Origin of the sequence: Caballeronia sp. EK (assembly GCF_014384845.1) — a bacterium.
Classification (GTDB): Bacteria; Pseudomonadota; Gammaproteobacteria; order Burkholderiales; family Burkholderiaceae; genus Caballeronia; species Caballeronia jiangsuensis.
Map to the genome: position 1 here is coordinate 413,095 of NZ_JACSUE010000001.1, position 15,895 is coordinate 428,989.

Genomic DNA, 15,895 nt, shown 5'->3' on the forward strand with positions numbered 1-15,895 from the left:
TCAGGCGATCAGTTCCACGGCGAGACTGGCGAGCGGCTCGACCATCCCGCCCACCTCGGACGCGCGGGCGTTCGAAGCGTTGCCCTGCAGGGCGCGCGACTTGACACCCTGGGCAATCGAGGCGAGCCGGAAGAAGCTGAACGCCAGATAGAAGTTCCAGTTCTCGATACCGGGCAGGCCGCGCAGTTCGCAGTACTGCGCAACCATCTCCTCTTCCTCGGGGATGCCGAGCGCCGAGCGGTCGTGGTCGCGCAGTCCCGTGATATCTCCCGTCGACGGCAGGCGCAGGCACATGGAGAAATACGCGAGGTCCGCAAGCGGATTGCCGAGCGTCGACAGTTCCCAATCGAGCACGGCGCGCACGCGAGGCGCGTCGCTGGCGAAAATGAGGTTGTCGATTCGAAAGTCGCCGTGCACGAGCGAGGGACGTTGCGTATCGGCGGGGCAATGTGCGGGAAGCCACGCGATCAGCGCTTCCATCGGCGCGATTCGTTCTGTTTCGGCGGCGCGGTATTGCCGCGTCCAGAGTTCGATCTGACGCTGGAAGTAGTTGCCGGGACGTCCGTAGCCGGAGAGACCCACCGCATCGACGTCGACATCGTGAAGCGTCGCGAGCGTCGCGACGATCGACTCGTAATAGTCGCGGCGCGCGTCGCGATCGATCTCCGGCAGGGCGGGGTTCCAGAATATGCGCCCTTCTTCATAGCTCATCAGATAGAACATGCTGCCGATGACTTCGCGGTCTTCGCACAAGTGCCATGCATGCGCGACGGGCACAGCGGTTTCGCCGAGCGCGCTCAGCACGCGGAATTCGCGATCGATGGCATGGGCGGACTTGAGCAACTGCCCCGGCGGCTGACGGCGCAGGACGAAGCGGCCGCCGGGCGTGTCGAGCAGGAACGTCGGATTGGACTGGCCGCCTGCGAACTTCGTCGCTGTCACGGGCCCCTGAAAACCGCGCACGTGCTGCTGCAGGTAACGGACGAGCCGGTCTACGTCGAGAGCGGGTTGGGTCGATTCGCTGGTCATAGGTTTCGCTGCCTGACTCATGGGACTTGAGGACGGGATTCAACCGTAGGTCTGAAACGCATGGCGTTGCAGGCTGTCGAGATGTGCGACGACATTGAAGCTCGACAACTGAAAAGTTGCGCGGTTGAAAAAGCAATGAGTGACGCTGCTGTTGCGGATCTGCATGTTGAGCGCGATGGCCGTCGATGCCGGCGCTTGCAACGCCTGCTGCATCAACGCTCCGATCACGCCGCCCGAGGTGACGGCCAGGACGCGCTGCCCGCCGCCTTGCTGGATGGCCGCACGCGCAGCGGCGACGCGCTGCTGGAATGCGCTCCACGTTTCGGGCACGCGGTCGTCGAGCGCGCCTTCGGCCCATCGTTGCAGCACCCGGCGCAGGGCCTTGAAGAACTCGCGCGGATCGCTGGTCGCGGATTCGGCAAGGTGGCGATGTTCAGTGCCCGTCGCGCGAAACAGCGCGTGGAAATCGTACTCGTCGAGTTCAGGAAGAATTTCGCATTCGACGGGCAGATCAGGCAGCGTGCGACGGATCGCATCGAGCGTCTGCGCATGGCGCCGTAGCGTGCCTGTCACGACGCGATCGAACTGCAGATCGTTCTGCGCGAAATGCTCGGCGAGCCACACGCATTGCTGCTCGCCCTTTTGTGAAAGCCGGTCGTAGTGCTCGGAGCCAAGCGACGCTTGCCCGTGTCGCACGAGGTAGAGTTCCGCCATCGCAATCTTTGCCCGTGGAGAAGGTAGGGCCAGCGTAGCGAGGCTGGAGGCATTGATGAAGTTTATTTTATTGATGCATCGTCATTCATGTGCGTGATGCTGCGGCGTGATCATGCCGATTGTGTTCGATGATCTGCGAACGCTGAGACGATGCCGTCGATCATTGCCGCGATGCGCGCGGTATGCCGAAGGTCCTGGTGCGTGACGAGCCAGATTTCATAAACCGCTCCGCGTGCGGATGAAGGCCCTATCTGCACGAGGCCGTCGTGTTCGGCGAGATGTATCGGAAGCTCGCCGATGCCGATGCCGGCCTTTATCGCGGTGCGCAGCATGAGGCTTGAATTGAAGGTCGATACGATGCGCCCCGCATGGTTCGGTTCGCCCGCAAGCGACGGTGATCGGTTATTGGTCCAGTTCCCCTGATAGACGACAAGATCGTGGCCCGCGAAACCCGAGCCGGCGGCGGGTTTGCCATGCTGCTCCAGATAAGCATTCGATGCGAAGAGCGCCATCGGCCACCGCGCAAGGCGACGCGCGACGAGATCGGGATTCTCCGGCCTCACTGAACGCACCGCGATATCCGCCTCACGCTTTGCGAGATTCAGCATGCGTGTCGACGTGTCCAGCAGAACGCGCACTTCGGGATGTGCAGCGTGCAGGCGTTCGATAGCCGGAAGCAGGAATTCGAGCGCGATCGAATCGGTGCTGGTGACTCTTACGTCGCCCGCGAGCCGCGTATCCGTGCCTTGAGTCCGCCGGACGAGTTCGTGTGCGGAGTGCTCCATCTTCTCCGCCGATCTCAGCGCGGCTTCGCCCGCGGCGGTCAGCGCGTAACCGTCGGATGTGCGCAGGAAGAGCGTTGCGCGTAGCGCGTGTTCCAGCGCCGCGATCCGTCTGCCGACCGTCGCCTGATCGAGATTGAGCGTCCTGGCCGCTCCACGAAGCGTTTTTTCGCGCTCCACCGCGAGAAATACCCGCGCGTCATCCCAGTTCATGGTGCCTCCCTCCTGATGCAAATTTGCATCTGCCAATCTGAATATTGCTGCATGTATTCATCAAGGTCGAGGCCTAAACTGAACTCAGGAGTTCCTCGTTCAATGATCCGCCCGGATCGATCGAGCCTCATTTTCCGAAGGAGTGTCATCCATGTCTGCTTCAACGTATCGTGTGCCGTCGTCCATGACGGCGATTGAAATCAAACAGCCCGGCGGTCCCGAAGTTCTGGTGCCGACAACGCGCCCGATTCCGATGCCGGCCGGCGATCAGGTTCTGATCCGCATCCACGCGGCTGCCGTGAACGGCCCGGACGTTTTCCAGCGCAAAGGGCTGTATGACCCGCCCCCCGGCGCTTCGGACATTCCGGGGCTGGAAGTGGCGGGTCAAGTAGTAGCCGTCGGTTCCGACGTGTCCAGCTTCCGGATCGGAGAACTGGTGTGTGCATTGATTCCCGGCGGCGGATACGCGGAGTATGCAGTCGCGCACGCCTGCAACACGATGCATATCCCCAAGGGCCTGACGCTGGTGGAAGCGGGGGCCATGCCCGAAACGTTCATGACGGTGTGGCTGAACCTCCTCCAGCGCGGCAAGCTGCTTGCCGGCGAATCGGTGTTGATCCACGGCGGCGCGTCGGGTATCGGAACGACGGCGACCATGCTGGCGAAGGCGCTCGGCGCTGCCAAAATCATCACGACGGTCGGCTCGCAGGCGCATCGAGAGGCGAGCCTGAGGTTAGGCGCCGACGTCGCGATCGATTACCGCGAGGAAGATTTCGTCGCCGCAACGAAACGGGCTACCGATGGAAAAGGCGTCGACGTGATCCTCGACATCATTGCTGGCGACTATGTGGCGAGAAACTACGACGCCGCTGCCATGGACGGACGAATCCTGCAGGTGGGCGTGATCAAGGGCCCGGCGAAGGATCTGAACGTCGTGCCGATGATGACGAAGCGTCTGACCCATATGGGCTCGACATTGCGATCCCGTACACCCGAGGACAAGGCGACCATCATCAGCGAACTGGAGCGGCACGTATGGCCGCATATCGAGAGCGGCATGATCAAGCCGGTCGTCTACAAGACCTTCGCGCTTGCCGACGCTCGCGGTGCTCACGAACTGATCGATTCCGGTACGCACTTCGGGAAGATCGTCCTTACGACGGGCGCCGATCTCATCGGCTAATAAAGCCGGTGCGGGTGCGCGGCGGCCTCAGGCATCGCGACTCGCTGCCGTCTGCTTTTTTCTGTACCCGGTCGTTTCCCCATGCCGCGCCGCCTCCCGCGCGATCCATTCGCGAAAGGCGAGCAGCGCGGGATTGTGGGACTTGCTTTCGGGAACGATGAGGTAGTACGAGCGACCGCTCGGCATTTCATGTGCGGCGATCTGTACGAGCAGGCCGCGACGCAACTCGTCTTCGATGATCAGGCGGGGAATGAGCGCGATGCCCATGCCGTGAACGGCCGCCTCCGTGAGCATGGAGAAGAGTTCGAAGCGCGGCCCCGTCATGTCGCCATCGACCGACATGCCGCGCGAGGCGAACCATTCGCGCCATGCATAAGGACGCGTGCTCTGTTGCAGTAGCGTATGGCGTCGCCAGTCGGCGGTCGTCAGCTTCTTGCGCGGCGCGATGAGATGCGGACTGCACACCGCGATCAGCGTCTCCTGCATGAGCCACTCGCCCTCCGTTCCCGGCCACGGCGCGACGCCCGGATGGATCGCCGCATCGAAATCCGTTTCGGCGAAAAGAAACGGCCGTGTGCGCGAAGCGAGATTGATCGTGATGTCCGGATGCTCGTCGACGAAGCCCGGCAACCGGGGCAGGAGCCACTTCGTCGCGAACGTCGGCACGACCGCGAGTTCGAGCGCGCCGCCGTGGCCTCGTTTGGCCATCAACTCCAGCGTGTCGCGCTCGGCTTCATCGAGCAGCGCCGTCACCTTGCGGCTATAGGCCAGCCCCGCCTCCGTCAGCGCGACGCCGCGCCGGTCCCGGCGAAAGAGCCTGAGTCCGAGGAAGTCCTCGAGCGAAGCGATTTGCCGGCATATCGCGCTTTGCGTCACCGCGAGTTCGTCGGCGGCCTTGGTGAAGCTCTGATGGCGCGCCGCCGTTTCGAACGCGGAGAGCGCGGCGGTGGAAGGGATCTTTCGACGCATGATGAAGGCTCGACAAGGTGTTCGTTCAATTGTGCGATCTTCGCACAGGTCCATGAGAACAAGTCGGTTGTGGTGCGTACGCGATCCCTTTAAATTGCAGACAGGACTTCCGATCGGCTCAATGTGGCGTGCGATTTCCGCACAGATCGGAAGCGCGATCCGATGACACTCCACATGACCCCATGAATCCATCCTTGCAGGAAGGCGCGCTCTCAGGCCTGCGTGTTCTCGATCTTTCCCGCGTGCTCGCCGGTCCCTGGGCCGGTCAGTTGCTCGCGGATCTCGGCGCGGACGTGATCAAGGTAGAGCGTCCGCAAAGCGGCGACGATACGCGCGCCTGGGGACCACCCTGGCTTGCCGACGCCGATGGAGAGCCGACGGGCGAATCGGCGTACTATCTCGCCGCGAATCGCAACAAGCGCTCCGTGACGGTCGATCTCGGCCGGCCAGAGGGGCAAGCGCTGATCCGCCGGCTGGCCGACAAGGCCGATGTGCTCATCGAGAACTTCAAGGTCGGCGGCCTCGCCCAATACGGGCTGGATTACGCGAGCCTCAGCGAGGTGAATCCGCGCCTCGTCTATTGCTCGATCACGGGCTTCGGACAGACCGGCCCCTATGCCGCGCGGGCGGGCTACGACTTCCTGATGCAGGGTATGGGCGGGCTGATGAGCCTCACTGGCCGCGCCGATGGCACCGCCGGAGAAGGGCCGCTGAAAGTGGGCGTCGCGCTCACGGACATCATGACCGGTCTTTACGCGACCGTGGCGATCCAGGCGGCGTTGGCGCATCGCGCACGCACGGGGAAGGGGCAGCACATCGACCTCGCATTGCTCGACGTGCAGATCGCATGCCTCGCGAATCAGGCTTCGAATTATCTGATCGGCGGCGTGGTGCCGGAGCGCATGGGCAACGCGCATCCGAGTATCGTGCCGTATCAGGATTTCCCCACCGCCGACGGTTACATGATCATCGCGGTCGGCAACGACGGCCAGTTCGCCCGATGCTGCGAAGCGCTTGGCAGACCCGAGTGGAGCCGCGACGATCGCTTTGCGCGCAATCCGCAGCGCGTCGCGCACCGTGACACGTTGATCGCGCTGATGCGTGACATCACGCCGAACCGCACGACGAGCGAGTGGATCGGCATCATGGAGGCGGCAGGCGTGCCGTGCGGGCCGGTCAACAGCATCGACAAGGTATTCGCGGACGCGCATGTGCAATCGCGCGAGATGCGCATCGAGATGGCGCATCCGTTATCGGAGACGGTGCCGCTGGTCGCGAATCCGATCCGCCTGTCCGAATCGCCCGTGCAATACCGCCACGTTCCGCCGACGCTCGGCGCGCATACCGACGAGGTCCTCGACGCCTGGCTGGCCATGTCCGGTGCGGAGGTCCAAACGCTTCGCCGCAACGGGGTCATCTAGACCGCCTGGTCAGGCATCGCGTGCCGTCACGAGCAGTTTCGATACGAGGCGTTGCACGACTTCGCCGGAGTCGTCCATCGTTTCGGACATCACGGTCGCGATGCCTTGCGATGGCTTCGATCTCGATCGCTGCACCTCCTGCACGGTGCTCACGACCCGAAGCACATCGCCGGGACGCACCGGCCTGACCCAAGCAAGCTCCACGCTCATGCCGACGATGCCGCCCGCGAGCGGCAATCCGCCCGATACGAGCAGACGCATCGTGAGCGCCGCGGTATGCCAGCCACTCGCGGCGAGGCCACGAAACACCGACGCCTTCGCGGCGGTTTCGTCGAGATGGAATGGCTGGGGATCGAATTCCGATGCGAAGCGGCGAATGTCCCCCTCGCTCACCAGGAACTCCGGCGAATCGAACTGCATGCCCGCTTTCAGGTCGTCCAGATAAAGAGGTTCGGTCATCGCGTGTGCTCCGGATTGCGCAGCGAGCGACGTGCTTCTTGTCAAATCGCGCTCACGATCATAATATGCGCATATCAACATATGGGCAAGACGCAGTGCGCGATGGGAGCAAGAGTGCGCCGCGTCACGCTTTCGGGGCTGCGGCGCGGGTGTCGCCGTTCATCGCGGGAAGCTGATCGAGCATGTTTTCGAGGTGCGTGGGGCCCGCCGCGACCGCGCTCAGGAACATGCCGATCGAGAAGTGAATCATGTGATCTATCTCCACCGGACGATCGGAGCGCGGCACGCGATCGGAAAGAATGAGCGTGGCGAGCCCGTGTTCGATGCTCCACGCCGCGTGCGTGACGAGCGTCAGCGTGCTTTCGGGCCAGCCGTTTTCGAGCGCGGCCCGCTCGACCGAGGATGCGAACAGCCTGAACGAAATCGAGCCTTCCTCCGTGAGTTCGGGATGCAAGTCGCGCGCGACGATGCGCGGTCCGACCATCAGATCGAACAATCCCTTGTGGCGCTGCGCGAATTCGACATACACGCGCAGCATGCGATACGCGACGGTCATCGCGGTATCGTCGGTGCCGAGGATTGCGCGACGCATGGCGGCGAGATCCCGCCAGCCGTCGGCCGCGATCGCGGCGAGCAATCCGTCCTTGCCGGCGAAGTGCCGGGACGGCGCCGCTTCCGAAACGCCGACCGCGCGGGCGAGGTAGCGCAGGCTCAACTCATGCGCGCCGACATCCTCGAGCGCACGCCGGCCTTCGGCGATCAGGGCTTCACGCAGGTTTCCGTGGTGGTAGGGCACATCGGCGGATGGTTTCGGGCTCACGATTCGGCGGCATCTCGGTTAGAGGTGGGAAGGAATTATAGGTGTGCGGCTTCGCTGGCGGCAACGTGCGGCAGGCGCGCGGGAATAGCGGGATTACCCTGATTTTCTTCAAAGTTAACACTGTTATCATCAATCCCAGTTCGAGCCGGTTAACGCAGATGCGGCGCCAGTTCATCGGATGTCGCGCTTTACCGGCGAGGCGATCATTCGTAATCCTATTGGAAATTTGGATCGTTTATTTCGTTCGTCTGACGTGAAGTCGGACTCACATGCAGGAGGCCAAATGAGCACGGTCGTGTTTGAAAAGGACGGTATGGTCGGCGTCGTGACGATGTCGAAGCCACCTCACAATCTGATCGAGGATGCATTCCTCAAGGATCTGCTCGCTGCCTACGGCAAAGCGGTCGAGTCGGGATGCCGGTCGATCCTCTTGCGCAGCGGCATGCGCCATTTTTGCGCCGGCGCGGACGTCGCGGGCTTCGCAAACGGCGGCCGTCGGCGCGATCAGGCCAGCCTCGACGCGTTGCTCGATGCACTCGAGAACGTGCCGCTTCCTTCCGTTGCGGCGGTTCATGGCGGCGCGCTCGGCGGCGGCTTCGAGCTCGCGCTGACTTGCGACATGATCGTCGCAGCCGACACCGCCTTCTTCGGCATGGCCGAAGCCTCGCTCGGCCTGCTGCCGCTTCTGGGCGGCGTGCAGCGAGTCGTGCAGCGCGTCGGTCCGGCGCGTGCGAAAGAAATGGCGATGTTCGGACGCCGCCACGATCCCGCGGCGCTCGAACGCTGGGGCGTGGTCAATCTCGTTGCGGCGGAAGCGGAGCTGGCGGCCGTATCGATGTCGTGGGCGCGGCAACTGGCTTGCGGCCCAACCGTCGCGCTGCGCGGCATCAAGACGCTGGCGAATCTGTCGGCGCGGCACGGCATCGCGGGCGCGGATGCGCAGCAGACCGACGTGAACAACATGATGTGGGCGAGCGCGGATCAAAAGCGCGGGCTCGCCGCGTTTGCCAAAACCGGCCCCGGTTCGGCCGTCTTCGAGGGGAACTGATATGGGCGCGCCTCTTGAGGGACTGAAGGTCATCGACTTCACGCGGGTTCTGGCGGGCCCGCTGTGCACCAAGACGCTGCGCGACCTGGGCGCGGAAGTCACCAAGATCGAACCGCCCGGCGGCGATTCGGGACGCGGCGGCGTGCCGCACATCGGCACGATGTCGGTCTATTACGCGCAGCAGAACGCGGGCAAGCGCAATCTCAGTCTCGACCTCAACTGGCCCGAAGCACGCGCGATCGTGACCGACCTGTGCCGCGAAGCGGATGTCATCGTCGAAAACTTTCGGCCGGGCACGCTGGCGCGCTTCGGGCTGGGCTACGAACAGGTGCGCGAGTTCAATCCGGCCGTCGTGTATGTGTCGATGAGCGGCTACGGGCAATCGGGCCCGTGGCGCAACCGGCCGGCGTTCGCGCCGACGGTGCAGGCGGAAACCGGTCTCACCGATATCCTGCGCGAGCACTACGGCCATGCGCCCGACGCGCTGATGAACGACGCGTGCAGCCACGCGGACGTCTACACCGGCCTGCATGGCGCGATCGCCGTGCTCGCCGCGCTCGCGCAGCGCGACCGCACGGGCGAAGGGCAGCATGTCGACGTGTCGATGGCCGCGACCATGCTCGCCGTCAACGAGCGCGCCGGCGCGCAACTCGCGGGCGTCGACACGAACGGCGAGCCGCCTGCGCTGAGCGCGCCGGAATCGCATATCTTCATGTTGCCCGACGGACGTCAGGTGACGATCGCGGCAAGCCCGATCTATTCGCCGATGTTCGTGCGTTTCTGCTCGATGATGCGCCGCACGGACCTCTTGGGCGATCCGCGTTTCGCGAGCGCAACGCTGCGTCGCCAGAATCTCGAAGTGCTGCTCGCCGAAGTGCGCGCGTGGATTCTCACCTTCAACGATCTCGAAGAGCTTCAGGCGCAGGTCAGCGAGCAGGGACTGGCGATCGGCGTGGTGCGCAGCACGCGCGAGCTGGCCGAGTCCGAGTGGGCTGCCGACTGGGGCGCGATCGTCAATGTCGACGATCGCACGGGCGGCACGATGCGCATGCCGGGGCCGCCCTGGCGCTTCAGCGGCGCGACCTTGCCGCAGCCGGGAATTCCGGCGTTTCAGGGCGAGCACAACATCGAGCTGCTCATGGAGCGCAACGTCGACCCTGCGATGATCCACGAACTCAGGCAGCGCAAGATCCTGCTGAGCCGCAAGAGCCTGCGTGGTGATTTCGATGAAGTCTGACCATACGCACGACATCGATGCGAGAAGCTGGCTCGCCTCGGCCAACGACGCGTCCACGCCTTTTCCTTTGCAGAACCTGCCGTTCGGCGTATTCCGGCGCGCCGGGACGAACGAGGCGTTTCGTGGCGGCGTCGCGCTGGGCGATCAGGTGATCGACCTCGGCGCGTTGAGCGAAGCGGGCGCGTTCTCGGGACTTGCGGCCGACGCCGCGCGAGCGTGCGCGCAGCCGTCGCTGAACGCGTTCTTCGACATGGGCCCGGACGCGTGGCGTGCGCTTCGCCATGCGCTTTTCGCACTGTTCGACGCACGCCGCGAAGGCGCGGGTTCCGGCCAAGACTGTCTCGTGCCGCAAGCCAGCGTGGAACACGGCATGCCCGCGCATATCGGCGACTACACGGACTTTTATACGTCGATCGATCACGCGCGCAACATCGTGAAGCTGCTGCGTCCGGACGGAACGGTGTCGCCGAATTTTCAGTGGATGCCCGTTGCGTATCACGGGCGCGTATCGAGCATCGGGCTTTCCGGACAGAACGTTCGACGGCCCTGCGGCCAACGCATGGCAGTGGGTGCGCGCGTGCCGGATGTCGGACCGTGCACGCGGCTCGATTACGAGCTTGAACTGGGCATCGTCATCGGCGTCGGCAACGGGCAGGGCGAGCGCATTCCCGTCGCGTCGGCCGAGGATCACGTGTTCGGCCTGTGTCTGCTCAACGACTGGTCCGCGCGCGATATCCAGGCGTGGGAATCCACACCGCTCGGACCGTTTCTCGCCAAGAGTTTCGCAACGACGTTATCGCCGTGGATCGTCACGATGGACGCGCTCGCGCCGTATCGCACCGCGTGGACGCGATCGGCCGACGATCCGCAGCCGCTTGCGTATCTGTCGGCGCCTGCGCTTGGAGAAAGCGGCGCGATCGATATCCGGCTGGACGTCGCGCTCGAAACCGCGATGCATCGCCGCGACGCGCTGCCGCCGACGCGCCTCTCGCGCACGAGCTTCCGTCATCAATACTGGACGCTCGCGCAGATGGTCGCGCATCACACGATCGCGGGCTGCAATCTGCGCAGCGGCGATCTGCTCGGAAGCGGGACGATATCGGGTCCATCGCGCGAAGAGGCGGGCGCGCTGATCGAGCTGACGCAGGCAGGCCACGCGCCGATACGCCTGCCGACCGGCGAGACGCGCGCCTTCCTCGAAGACGGCGATGCCGTCGTGATGAGCGGATGGTGCGAGCGTCCCGGTTATGCGCGCATCGGCTTCGGCGAAAACCGTGCGGAAGTGCTTCCGGCGAAATGGGACTGACCGGCTCCGGATGACGAGACGGCCCTGCAAATCAGGAGACAAATCGATGAACGCGGTATTCGAAACAGACGCGCCGCTCGCCGGCAAGGATGCGGACCGGGCTTTGCGCGATGCCTATCGCGCGACGGAATGGCGCATCATGCCCATTCTCTTCGTTCTTTGGCTGCTCGCGTGGGTCGATCGCGCGAACGTGGCCTTCGCCAAGCTGCAGATGCTGTCGGACCTGCACTTCAGTGAAACCGTATACGGCCTCGGCGCGGGTTTGTTCTTTCTCGGCTACGTGGTGTTCGGCGTGCCGAGTTCGATGATCCAGCAACGCGTCGGCGCGCGCACGACCATATCGGCGATTGCGCTTGGCTGGGGCGTGACCAGCGTCGCGATGATGTTCGTTCACAACACGGCCACGTTCTATGTGCTGCGTTTTTTGCTCGGCGCCTTCGAGGCGGGCTTCTATCCGGGCGTGATTCTGTACATGAACCAGTGGTTCCCGTCGAAGCGGCGCACGCGCAACTTCAGCATCTTCCATTCGGCGGCGATCTGTTCGACCGTGGCGGTCGGCCTGACCGGCGGCTTCGTGCTGGAGCACATGAGCGGTCTTTTCAGCATCGCCGGATGGCGATGGATGTTCCTGCTCCAGGCGGTGCCCACGGTGCTGATGGGATGCATCGCGTTCGCCGTGCTGACGGATGGACCGGGCAGCGCGCGCTGGCTGTCGCCGCAACAACGGCGTCTCGTGCAGGCCGATCTCGAACGCGATCGTGGCGACGCGCCTCCGGCTATCGATCGCGCCGGCTCGTTGCTCGCGAATCCGCTCGTGTGGATGCTGTCCGCCGCGTACTTCTGCATTCTGACGGCGAACTCGGCGCTCAGCTTTTTCATCCCGACGATCCTTCACGAAGCGGGCTTCGGCGGCTACAGCGCGATCGGCAATGCGATCGCGGCGATCTGCGTGCTCGGCGCGCTCGGCAACATCGCGCTCTCGACCTTTGCCAGCCGTTACCGCGATGTCCGGGGACATTGCGCGATCGCGTCGCTGATCAGCGTCGCAAGTCTGCTGGTGCTCGTTTTCGTGTGGCATAGCAGCCGGTCGGTCACGTTCGCCACGCTGGTGCTCGGGCTCGCCGGCACGGGCGCGGGCATCTCGCTGTTCTGGCAGATTCCGGGACGCTATCTGCACGGCAACGCGATGGCGCTCGGCGTGCCGTTCATCAGCTCGGTCGCGAATCTCGCTGGCTTCCTGACGCCCTGGCTCACGGGCTATGTACGCGACGTCTCCGGCAGCTATACGAGCGGATTCGTGACCGCCGCCGTGGTTCAGTCGCTTGCCGCGATCGTGCTCGTTGCCGGCGTGCCGATAGCCGCCCGCAGACGGAACATGCGCGCCGCGACGCGCGGACACGAACCCGCCTGATTCATCGGCAAGGTCGTTCTTCGAAGGAACGACTCGATGAAAAATAATTAGATATACGAATCAACGGAGACAGGAATGAAAAAGTCCATGCGGCTGGCGGGCGCATTCGTCGTGCTGACGCCGATGACCGCGTTCGCTCAAAGCAACGTCACGCTCTACGGACTCGTCGACGCGGGCATCAGCTACGCCAACAACGTCGCGCCCAAGGCCGGCGCTGTCGGCGGACGCAAGATTCAGGAGACGAGCGGCGTCGGCGTGCCGTCACGCTGGGGCTTGCGTGGCGTCGAGGAACTGGGCGGCGGAAACACCGCGGTCTTCGTGCTGGAGAACGGCTTCAGCGTCGCGAACGGCACGATGCTGCAAGGCTCGCGTCTCTTCGGACGCCAGGCCTATGTCGGCCTCGGCAACAAGCAACTGGGCACGGTCACGTTCGGGCGTCAATACGAATCCGTCGTGGACTTCGTCGGCCCGTTCGTGTCCGCGCGGCAGTGGGGCACGCAATACGGCGCGCATGTCGGCGATATCGACAATCTCTACACCACGTTTCGCATCAACAACGCGGTCAAGTATCAAAGCGCGACGCTGTGGGGCATCACGCTGGGCGGTCTCTACGCGTTCAGCAATCAGGCCGCGGGGCCGGGCGGGACGGGCTTCGCGAACAATCGCGCCTGGAGTGTCGGCGGCAGCTATACGCACGATGCATTCTCGTTCGGCGTCGGGCATTTTCATCTGAGCAACCCGTCGGCGGGCGGAACGGATGGCAGCAATACATCGGGCGCGGTGGTCGGGGACTATTCGAATCCCACGGCCATCTTTTATACGCGGCCGGTGACATCGCATGAAGTGACCGCGGTGGGCGCTGCCTATGCGTTCGGCGCGTTCACGCTGGGCGGCGCCTATACGTATGCGCACCTGAGCTATGCAGATCACACGAGCTTTTCGATGTCCAACTACGAGGCCAACGCGCGATACCGCTTCACGCCGGCGCTGGTAGCGGGCATCGCGGCGATATACAGCGTCGGGGACGTCGGAGGCGCGTCCTCGATCGCCAATATCAGCGACGGGCCGCATCCACACTGGCTGCAATTGAACGCCGGTCTGATCTACTCGCTAAGCAAGCGCACGGATGTCTACGGTGCTGTCGTGTATCAGAAAGCGTTGAACGGCGCCCTGACTGCCGCGATCGTGAATGTCGGCGGACCGAGCGGCACGAACTCGCGGTATCAGATTGCGACGACCGCTGGTGTACGGCACAGGTTTTGAAGGCACTACAAAAGTCTGTGGCCGGACTGCAATTGCATCGGCCGATATCGTGCCGCGGGCGCTGACTACTCGCCTGACGCCGCCGCTTCGCCCTCCGACCACGGACTGAAACCGCTCTGCAGCACACTGCGCAACGAACTGCGCAATGCCTCGGCGCGCTTTTGTCCGAAGCTGTCTTCGAACTCCCGCTGAACCGCTTGCCACAGCGGAAACGCCATCCGGTAACGCGATAAACCTGCGCTCGTGATAACCACCTTTCTGACGCGCCGATCTTCTCCAGGCACCATTTCGAGCAGCCCGTCACGATCGAGCGGCTTCAGGTTTGCCGATAGGGTGGTGCGGTCCATCGCCATCGACTCCGCGAGCTCGCCGATGGTGAGCGGTCCATTGCGGGCGAGCCTGTACAGGATCGAGAATTGGGTCGACCGTAGGTTCGACGGGCTTAGAGCCTGATCGTATGCTGCCGTGAGATATCGCGCGGCCTGACGTGCCGCGAGACAGGTGCAGGTTCCGTCGATGTTTTCTACTCGCTCTTTTCTCGATGCCATCTCGCGTTTGTTTCGTTTGAAGTCGATGTGATGCTTGCCAGTGTGTCCCGATTCATCATGATATGTGCATGTCAACGTATAGTAAAGGCAGGGTGAGCATGGGCCGGGCGTGCGCGCCGGAATGATCCGAGGTTGGCTCGAACACGCGATGCGCGAACCAATCGATGCGGGTTGACCCTAGATTTGCCCGCGTCATCGTTAGCTATAATCGCGCGGTCAGGCGCTGTGATCCAGCGTCACGACACGCAGGAAGGGTTACCCCCCATTCCCTGATCAACGCAATTGCCGTTCCCCACAGGAGACTGGCATGTCAGACCGACTCATCATTTTCGACACCACCTTGCGCGATGGAGAACAGTCGCCGGGTGCCTCGATGACCAAGGACGAAAAACTGCGCATCGCCCGACAGCTCGAACGCATGCGCGTCGACGTGATCGAAGCAGGCTTTGCCGCGAGTTCCGAAGGCGACTTCGAGGCGATTCGGGCAATCGCCGGCGAGGTCAAGGACAGCATCGTCTGTTCTCTGGCGCGGGCGAACGAGCGTGACATTTCGCGTGCCGCCGAGGCGCTGAAGCCGGCCAGCCGATTCCGCATTCATACCTTCATCGCCACATCCGCGCTGCACATGGAAAAGAAGCTGCGCATGTCGCCCGATCAGGTCTATGAACAGGCGCGGCGCGCAGTGCGTCTCGCGCGCGGTCATACCGATGACGTCGAGTTCTCGCCGGAAGACGCGAGCCGCTCCGACCTCGACTTTCTCTGTCGCGTGATCGAAGGCGTGATCGACGAAGGTGCGACGACCATCAATGTCCCCGATACGGTCGGCTATGCCGTTCCGGATGGCTACGCTGCGTTGATCCGCGAACTTCGCGAACGCATTCCCAATTCCGACCGGGCGGTCTTTTCCGTCCACTGTCACGATGATCTCGGCCTGGCCGTGGCCAACTCGCTCGCGGCTGTCAAGTCGGGCGGAGCCAGGCAGATCGAATGTGCGATCAACGGTCTCGGCGAGCGGGCGGGCAATACGGCGCTCGAGGAAGTCGTGATGGCAGTCAGAACGCGACGGGATGTCTTCGGCCTCGATATGCGCGTGGACACGACTCAGATCGTCGAAGCCTCGCGACTGGTTTCGGAGATCACGGGGTTCACGGTGCAACCGAACAAGGCGGTCGTCGGCGCCAATGCGTTCGCTCATGCGTCGGGGATCCATCAGGACGGCGTGCTGAAAGCGCGCGACACTTACGAAATCATGCGCGCGGAAGACGTAGGCTGGAGCGCGAACAGGATCGTGCTCGGCAAACTGTCGGGTCGAAACGCATTCAGGCAGCGCTTGCAGGAGCTGGGAATCGAGATCGACAGCGAAGCCGAACTGAATGCCGCGTTCGTTCGCTTCAAGGCGCTTGCCGATCAGGAAGCCTCCGTGTCCGACGACGCACTCGTCGCCTTGTCGCGGCAAGGCAAGGTCGCGGATACGACCGGCGTGCAACACTGA

14 protein-coding genes and 1 pseudogene are annotated in these 15,895 nt (G+C 63.6%); 8 read left to right on the forward strand and 7 right to left on the reverse strand.

Translation table 11 applies throughout. The features are described 5' to 3' along the window. The 3 genes from IAG25_RS01770 to IAG25_RS01780 form a co-directional block, all read right to left on the reverse strand. Entirely contained in the window at positions 1 to 1,029 is a 1,029-nt protein-coding gene (locus IAG25_RS01770) for a phosphotransferase (protein WP_187603239.1), read from the reverse strand. A 39-nt stretch (positions 1,030 to 1,068) separates the two neighbouring features. Then, on the reverse strand, positions 1,069 to 1,743 hold the full coding sequence (locus IAG25_RS01775) for a histidine phosphatase family protein (protein WP_187603240.1): 675 nt from the start codon (positions 1,741 to 1,743) through the stop codon (positions 1,069 to 1,071). A gap of 110 nt (positions 1,744 to 1,853) precedes the next feature. Then, the gene (locus IAG25_RS01780; RefSeq protein WP_187603241.1) at positions 1,854 to 2,738 is read right to left on the reverse strand and encodes a LysR family transcriptional regulator; all 885 of its coding nucleotides are present in this window, start codon (positions 2,736 to 2,738) and stop codon (positions 1,854 to 1,856) included. Between the two features lie 151 nt (positions 2,739 to 2,889). Here IAG25_RS01780 and IAG25_RS01785 point away from each other — a divergent pair, with 151 nt between their 5' ends. Continuing rightward, complete coding sequence (locus IAG25_RS01785; RefSeq protein ID WP_187603707.1) at positions 2,890 to 3,921, forward strand: NAD(P)H-quinone oxidoreductase; 1,032 nt, start codon at positions 2,890 to 2,892, stop codon at positions 3,919 to 3,921. A 27-nt stretch (positions 3,922 to 3,948) separates the two neighbouring features. Here the strand turns inward: IAG25_RS01785 and IAG25_RS01790 are convergent, their stop codons facing one another. Then, on the reverse strand, positions 3,949 to 4,890 hold the full coding sequence (locus tag IAG25_RS01790) for a LysR substrate-binding domain-containing protein (RefSeq protein WP_187603242.1): 942 nt from the start codon (positions 4,888 to 4,890) through the stop codon (positions 3,949 to 3,951). A 182-nt stretch (positions 4,891 to 5,072) separates the two neighbouring features. Between IAG25_RS01790 and IAG25_RS01795 the strand changes: the two genes are divergently transcribed. Further along, complete coding sequence (locus IAG25_RS01795; protein WP_187603243.1) at positions 5,073 to 6,311, forward strand: CaiB/BaiF CoA transferase family protein; 1,239 nt, start codon at positions 5,073 to 5,075, stop codon at positions 6,309 to 6,311. Between the two features lie 9 nt (positions 6,312 to 6,320). On the opposite strand, the gene IAG25_RS01800 is transcribed toward IAG25_RS01795, so the two are convergent. Both IAG25_RS01800 and IAG25_RS01805 read right to left on the reverse strand, forming a co-directional pair. After that, positions 6,321 to 6,770 (reverse strand): MaoC family dehydratase, encoded by a 450-nt coding sequence (locus IAG25_RS01800; protein WP_187603244.1) that lies wholly within the window; start codon positions 6,768 to 6,770, stop codon positions 6,321 to 6,323. A gap of 124 nt (positions 6,771 to 6,894) precedes the next feature. After that, positions 6,895 to 7,590 (reverse strand): TetR/AcrR family transcriptional regulator, encoded by a 696-nt coding sequence (locus IAG25_RS01805; RefSeq protein ID WP_187603245.1) that lies wholly within the window; start codon positions 7,588 to 7,590, stop codon positions 6,895 to 6,897. Positions 7,591 to 7,873: 283 nt separating this feature from the next. Here IAG25_RS01805 and IAG25_RS01810 point away from each other — a divergent pair, with 283 nt between their 5' ends. The 5 genes from IAG25_RS01810 to IAG25_RS01830 all read left to right on the forward strand — a co-directional run bounded on the left by IAG25_RS01810 (position 7,874) and on the right by IAG25_RS01830 (position 13,855). After that, positions 7,874 to 8,638: an enoyl-CoA hydratase/isomerase family protein gene (locus IAG25_RS01810; protein ID WP_035498378.1), complete on the forward strand. Its 765-nt coding sequence runs from the start codon at positions 7,874 to 7,876 to the stop codon at positions 8,636 to 8,638. Position 8,639: 1 nt separating this feature from the next. Further along, positions 8,640 to 9,875 carry a CaiB/BaiF CoA transferase family protein gene (locus IAG25_RS01815; protein ID WP_187603246.1) on the forward strand — a complete coding sequence of 412 codons (1,236 nt, stop codon included), beginning with the start codon at positions 8,640 to 8,642 and terminating at the stop codon, positions 9,873 to 9,875. Continuing rightward, complete coding sequence (gene fahA / locus IAG25_RS01820; protein WP_187603247.1) at positions 9,865 to 11,181, forward strand: fumarylacetoacetase; 1,317 nt, start codon at positions 9,865 to 9,867, stop codon at positions 11,179 to 11,181. Before IAG25_RS01815 ends, fahA begins: the two co-directional genes overlap by 11 nt. A 46-nt stretch (positions 11,182 to 11,227) precedes the next feature. After that, entirely contained in the window at positions 11,228 to 12,592 is a 1,365-nt protein-coding gene (locus IAG25_RS01825) for an MFS transporter (RefSeq protein ID WP_187603248.1), read from the forward strand. A 75-nt stretch (positions 12,593 to 12,667) separates the two neighbouring features. Further along, positions 12,668 to 13,855, forward strand: coding sequence for a porin (locus IAG25_RS01830; RefSeq protein WP_187603249.1), 1,188 nt, complete (start codon positions 12,668 to 12,670; stop codon positions 13,853 to 13,855). A gap of 65 nt (positions 13,856 to 13,920) precedes the next feature. Here the strand turns inward: IAG25_RS01830 and IAG25_RS01835 are convergent, their stop codons facing one another. Further along, positions 13,921 to 14,403: a MarR family winged helix-turn-helix transcriptional regulator gene (locus tag IAG25_RS01835; protein ID WP_187603250.1), complete on the reverse strand. Its 483-nt coding sequence runs from the start codon at positions 14,401 to 14,403 to the stop codon at positions 13,921 to 13,923. Between the two features lie 307 nt (positions 14,404 to 14,710). On the opposite strand from IAG25_RS01835, the pseudogene IAG25_RS01840 reads away from it, so the two are divergent. Next, positions 14,711 to 15,859 (forward strand): annotated as a pseudogene (locus IAG25_RS01840) (2-isopropylmalate synthase); the annotation flags it as partial. Between the last annotated feature and the right edge of the window lie 36 nt (positions 15,860 to 15,895).

Excerpts from the sequence above, each read along its gene's own strand:
- fahA (WP_187603247.1), top strand. The coding sequence starts at position 9,865 with ATGAAGTCTGACCATACGCACGACATCGATGCGAGAAGCTGGCTCGCC.
- IAG25_RS01830 (WP_187603249.1), top strand. The coding sequence starts at position 12,668 with ATGAAAAAGTCCATGCGGCTGGCGGGCGCATTCGTCGTGCTGACGCCG.
- IAG25_RS01780 (WP_187603241.1), bottom strand. The coding sequence starts at position 2,738 with ATGAACTGGGATGACGCGCGGGTATTTCTCGCGGTGGAGCGCGAAAAA.
- IAG25_RS01810 (WP_035498378.1), top strand. The coding sequence starts at position 7,874 with ATGAGCACGGTCGTGTTTGAAAAGGACGGTATGGTCGGCGTCGTGACG.
- IAG25_RS01790 (WP_187603242.1), bottom strand. The coding sequence starts at position 4,890 with ATGCGTCGAAAGATCCCTTCCACCGCCGCGCTCTCCGCGTTCGAAACG.
- IAG25_RS01775 (WP_187603240.1), bottom strand. The coding sequence starts at position 1,743 with ATGGCGGAACTCTACCTCGTGCGACACGGGCAAGCGTCGCTTGGCTCC.
- IAG25_RS01770 (WP_187603239.1), bottom strand. The coding sequence starts at position 1,029 with ATGACCAGCGAATCGACCCAACCCGCTCTCGACGTAGACCGGCTCGTC.
- IAG25_RS01815 (WP_187603246.1), top strand. The coding sequence starts at position 8,640 with ATGGGCGCGCCTCTTGAGGGACTGAAGGTCATCGACTTCACGCGGGTT.
- IAG25_RS01800 (WP_187603244.1), bottom strand. The coding sequence starts at position 6,770 with ATGACCGAACCTCTTTATCTGGACGACCTGAAAGCGGGCATGCAGTTC.
- IAG25_RS01795 (WP_187603243.1), top strand. The coding sequence starts at position 5,073 with ATGAATCCATCCTTGCAGGAAGGCGCGCTCTCAGGCCTGCGTGTTCTC.
- IAG25_RS01835 (WP_187603250.1), bottom strand. The coding sequence starts at position 14,403 with ATGGCATCGAGAAAAGAGCGAGTAGAAAACATCGACGGAACCTGCACC.
- IAG25_RS01825 (WP_187603248.1), top strand. The coding sequence starts at position 11,228 with ATGAACGCGGTATTCGAAACAGACGCGCCGCTCGCCGGCAAGGATGCG.
- IAG25_RS01785 (WP_187603707.1), top strand. The coding sequence starts at position 2,890 with ATGTCTGCTTCAACGTATCGTGTGCCGTCGTCCATGACGGCGATTGAA.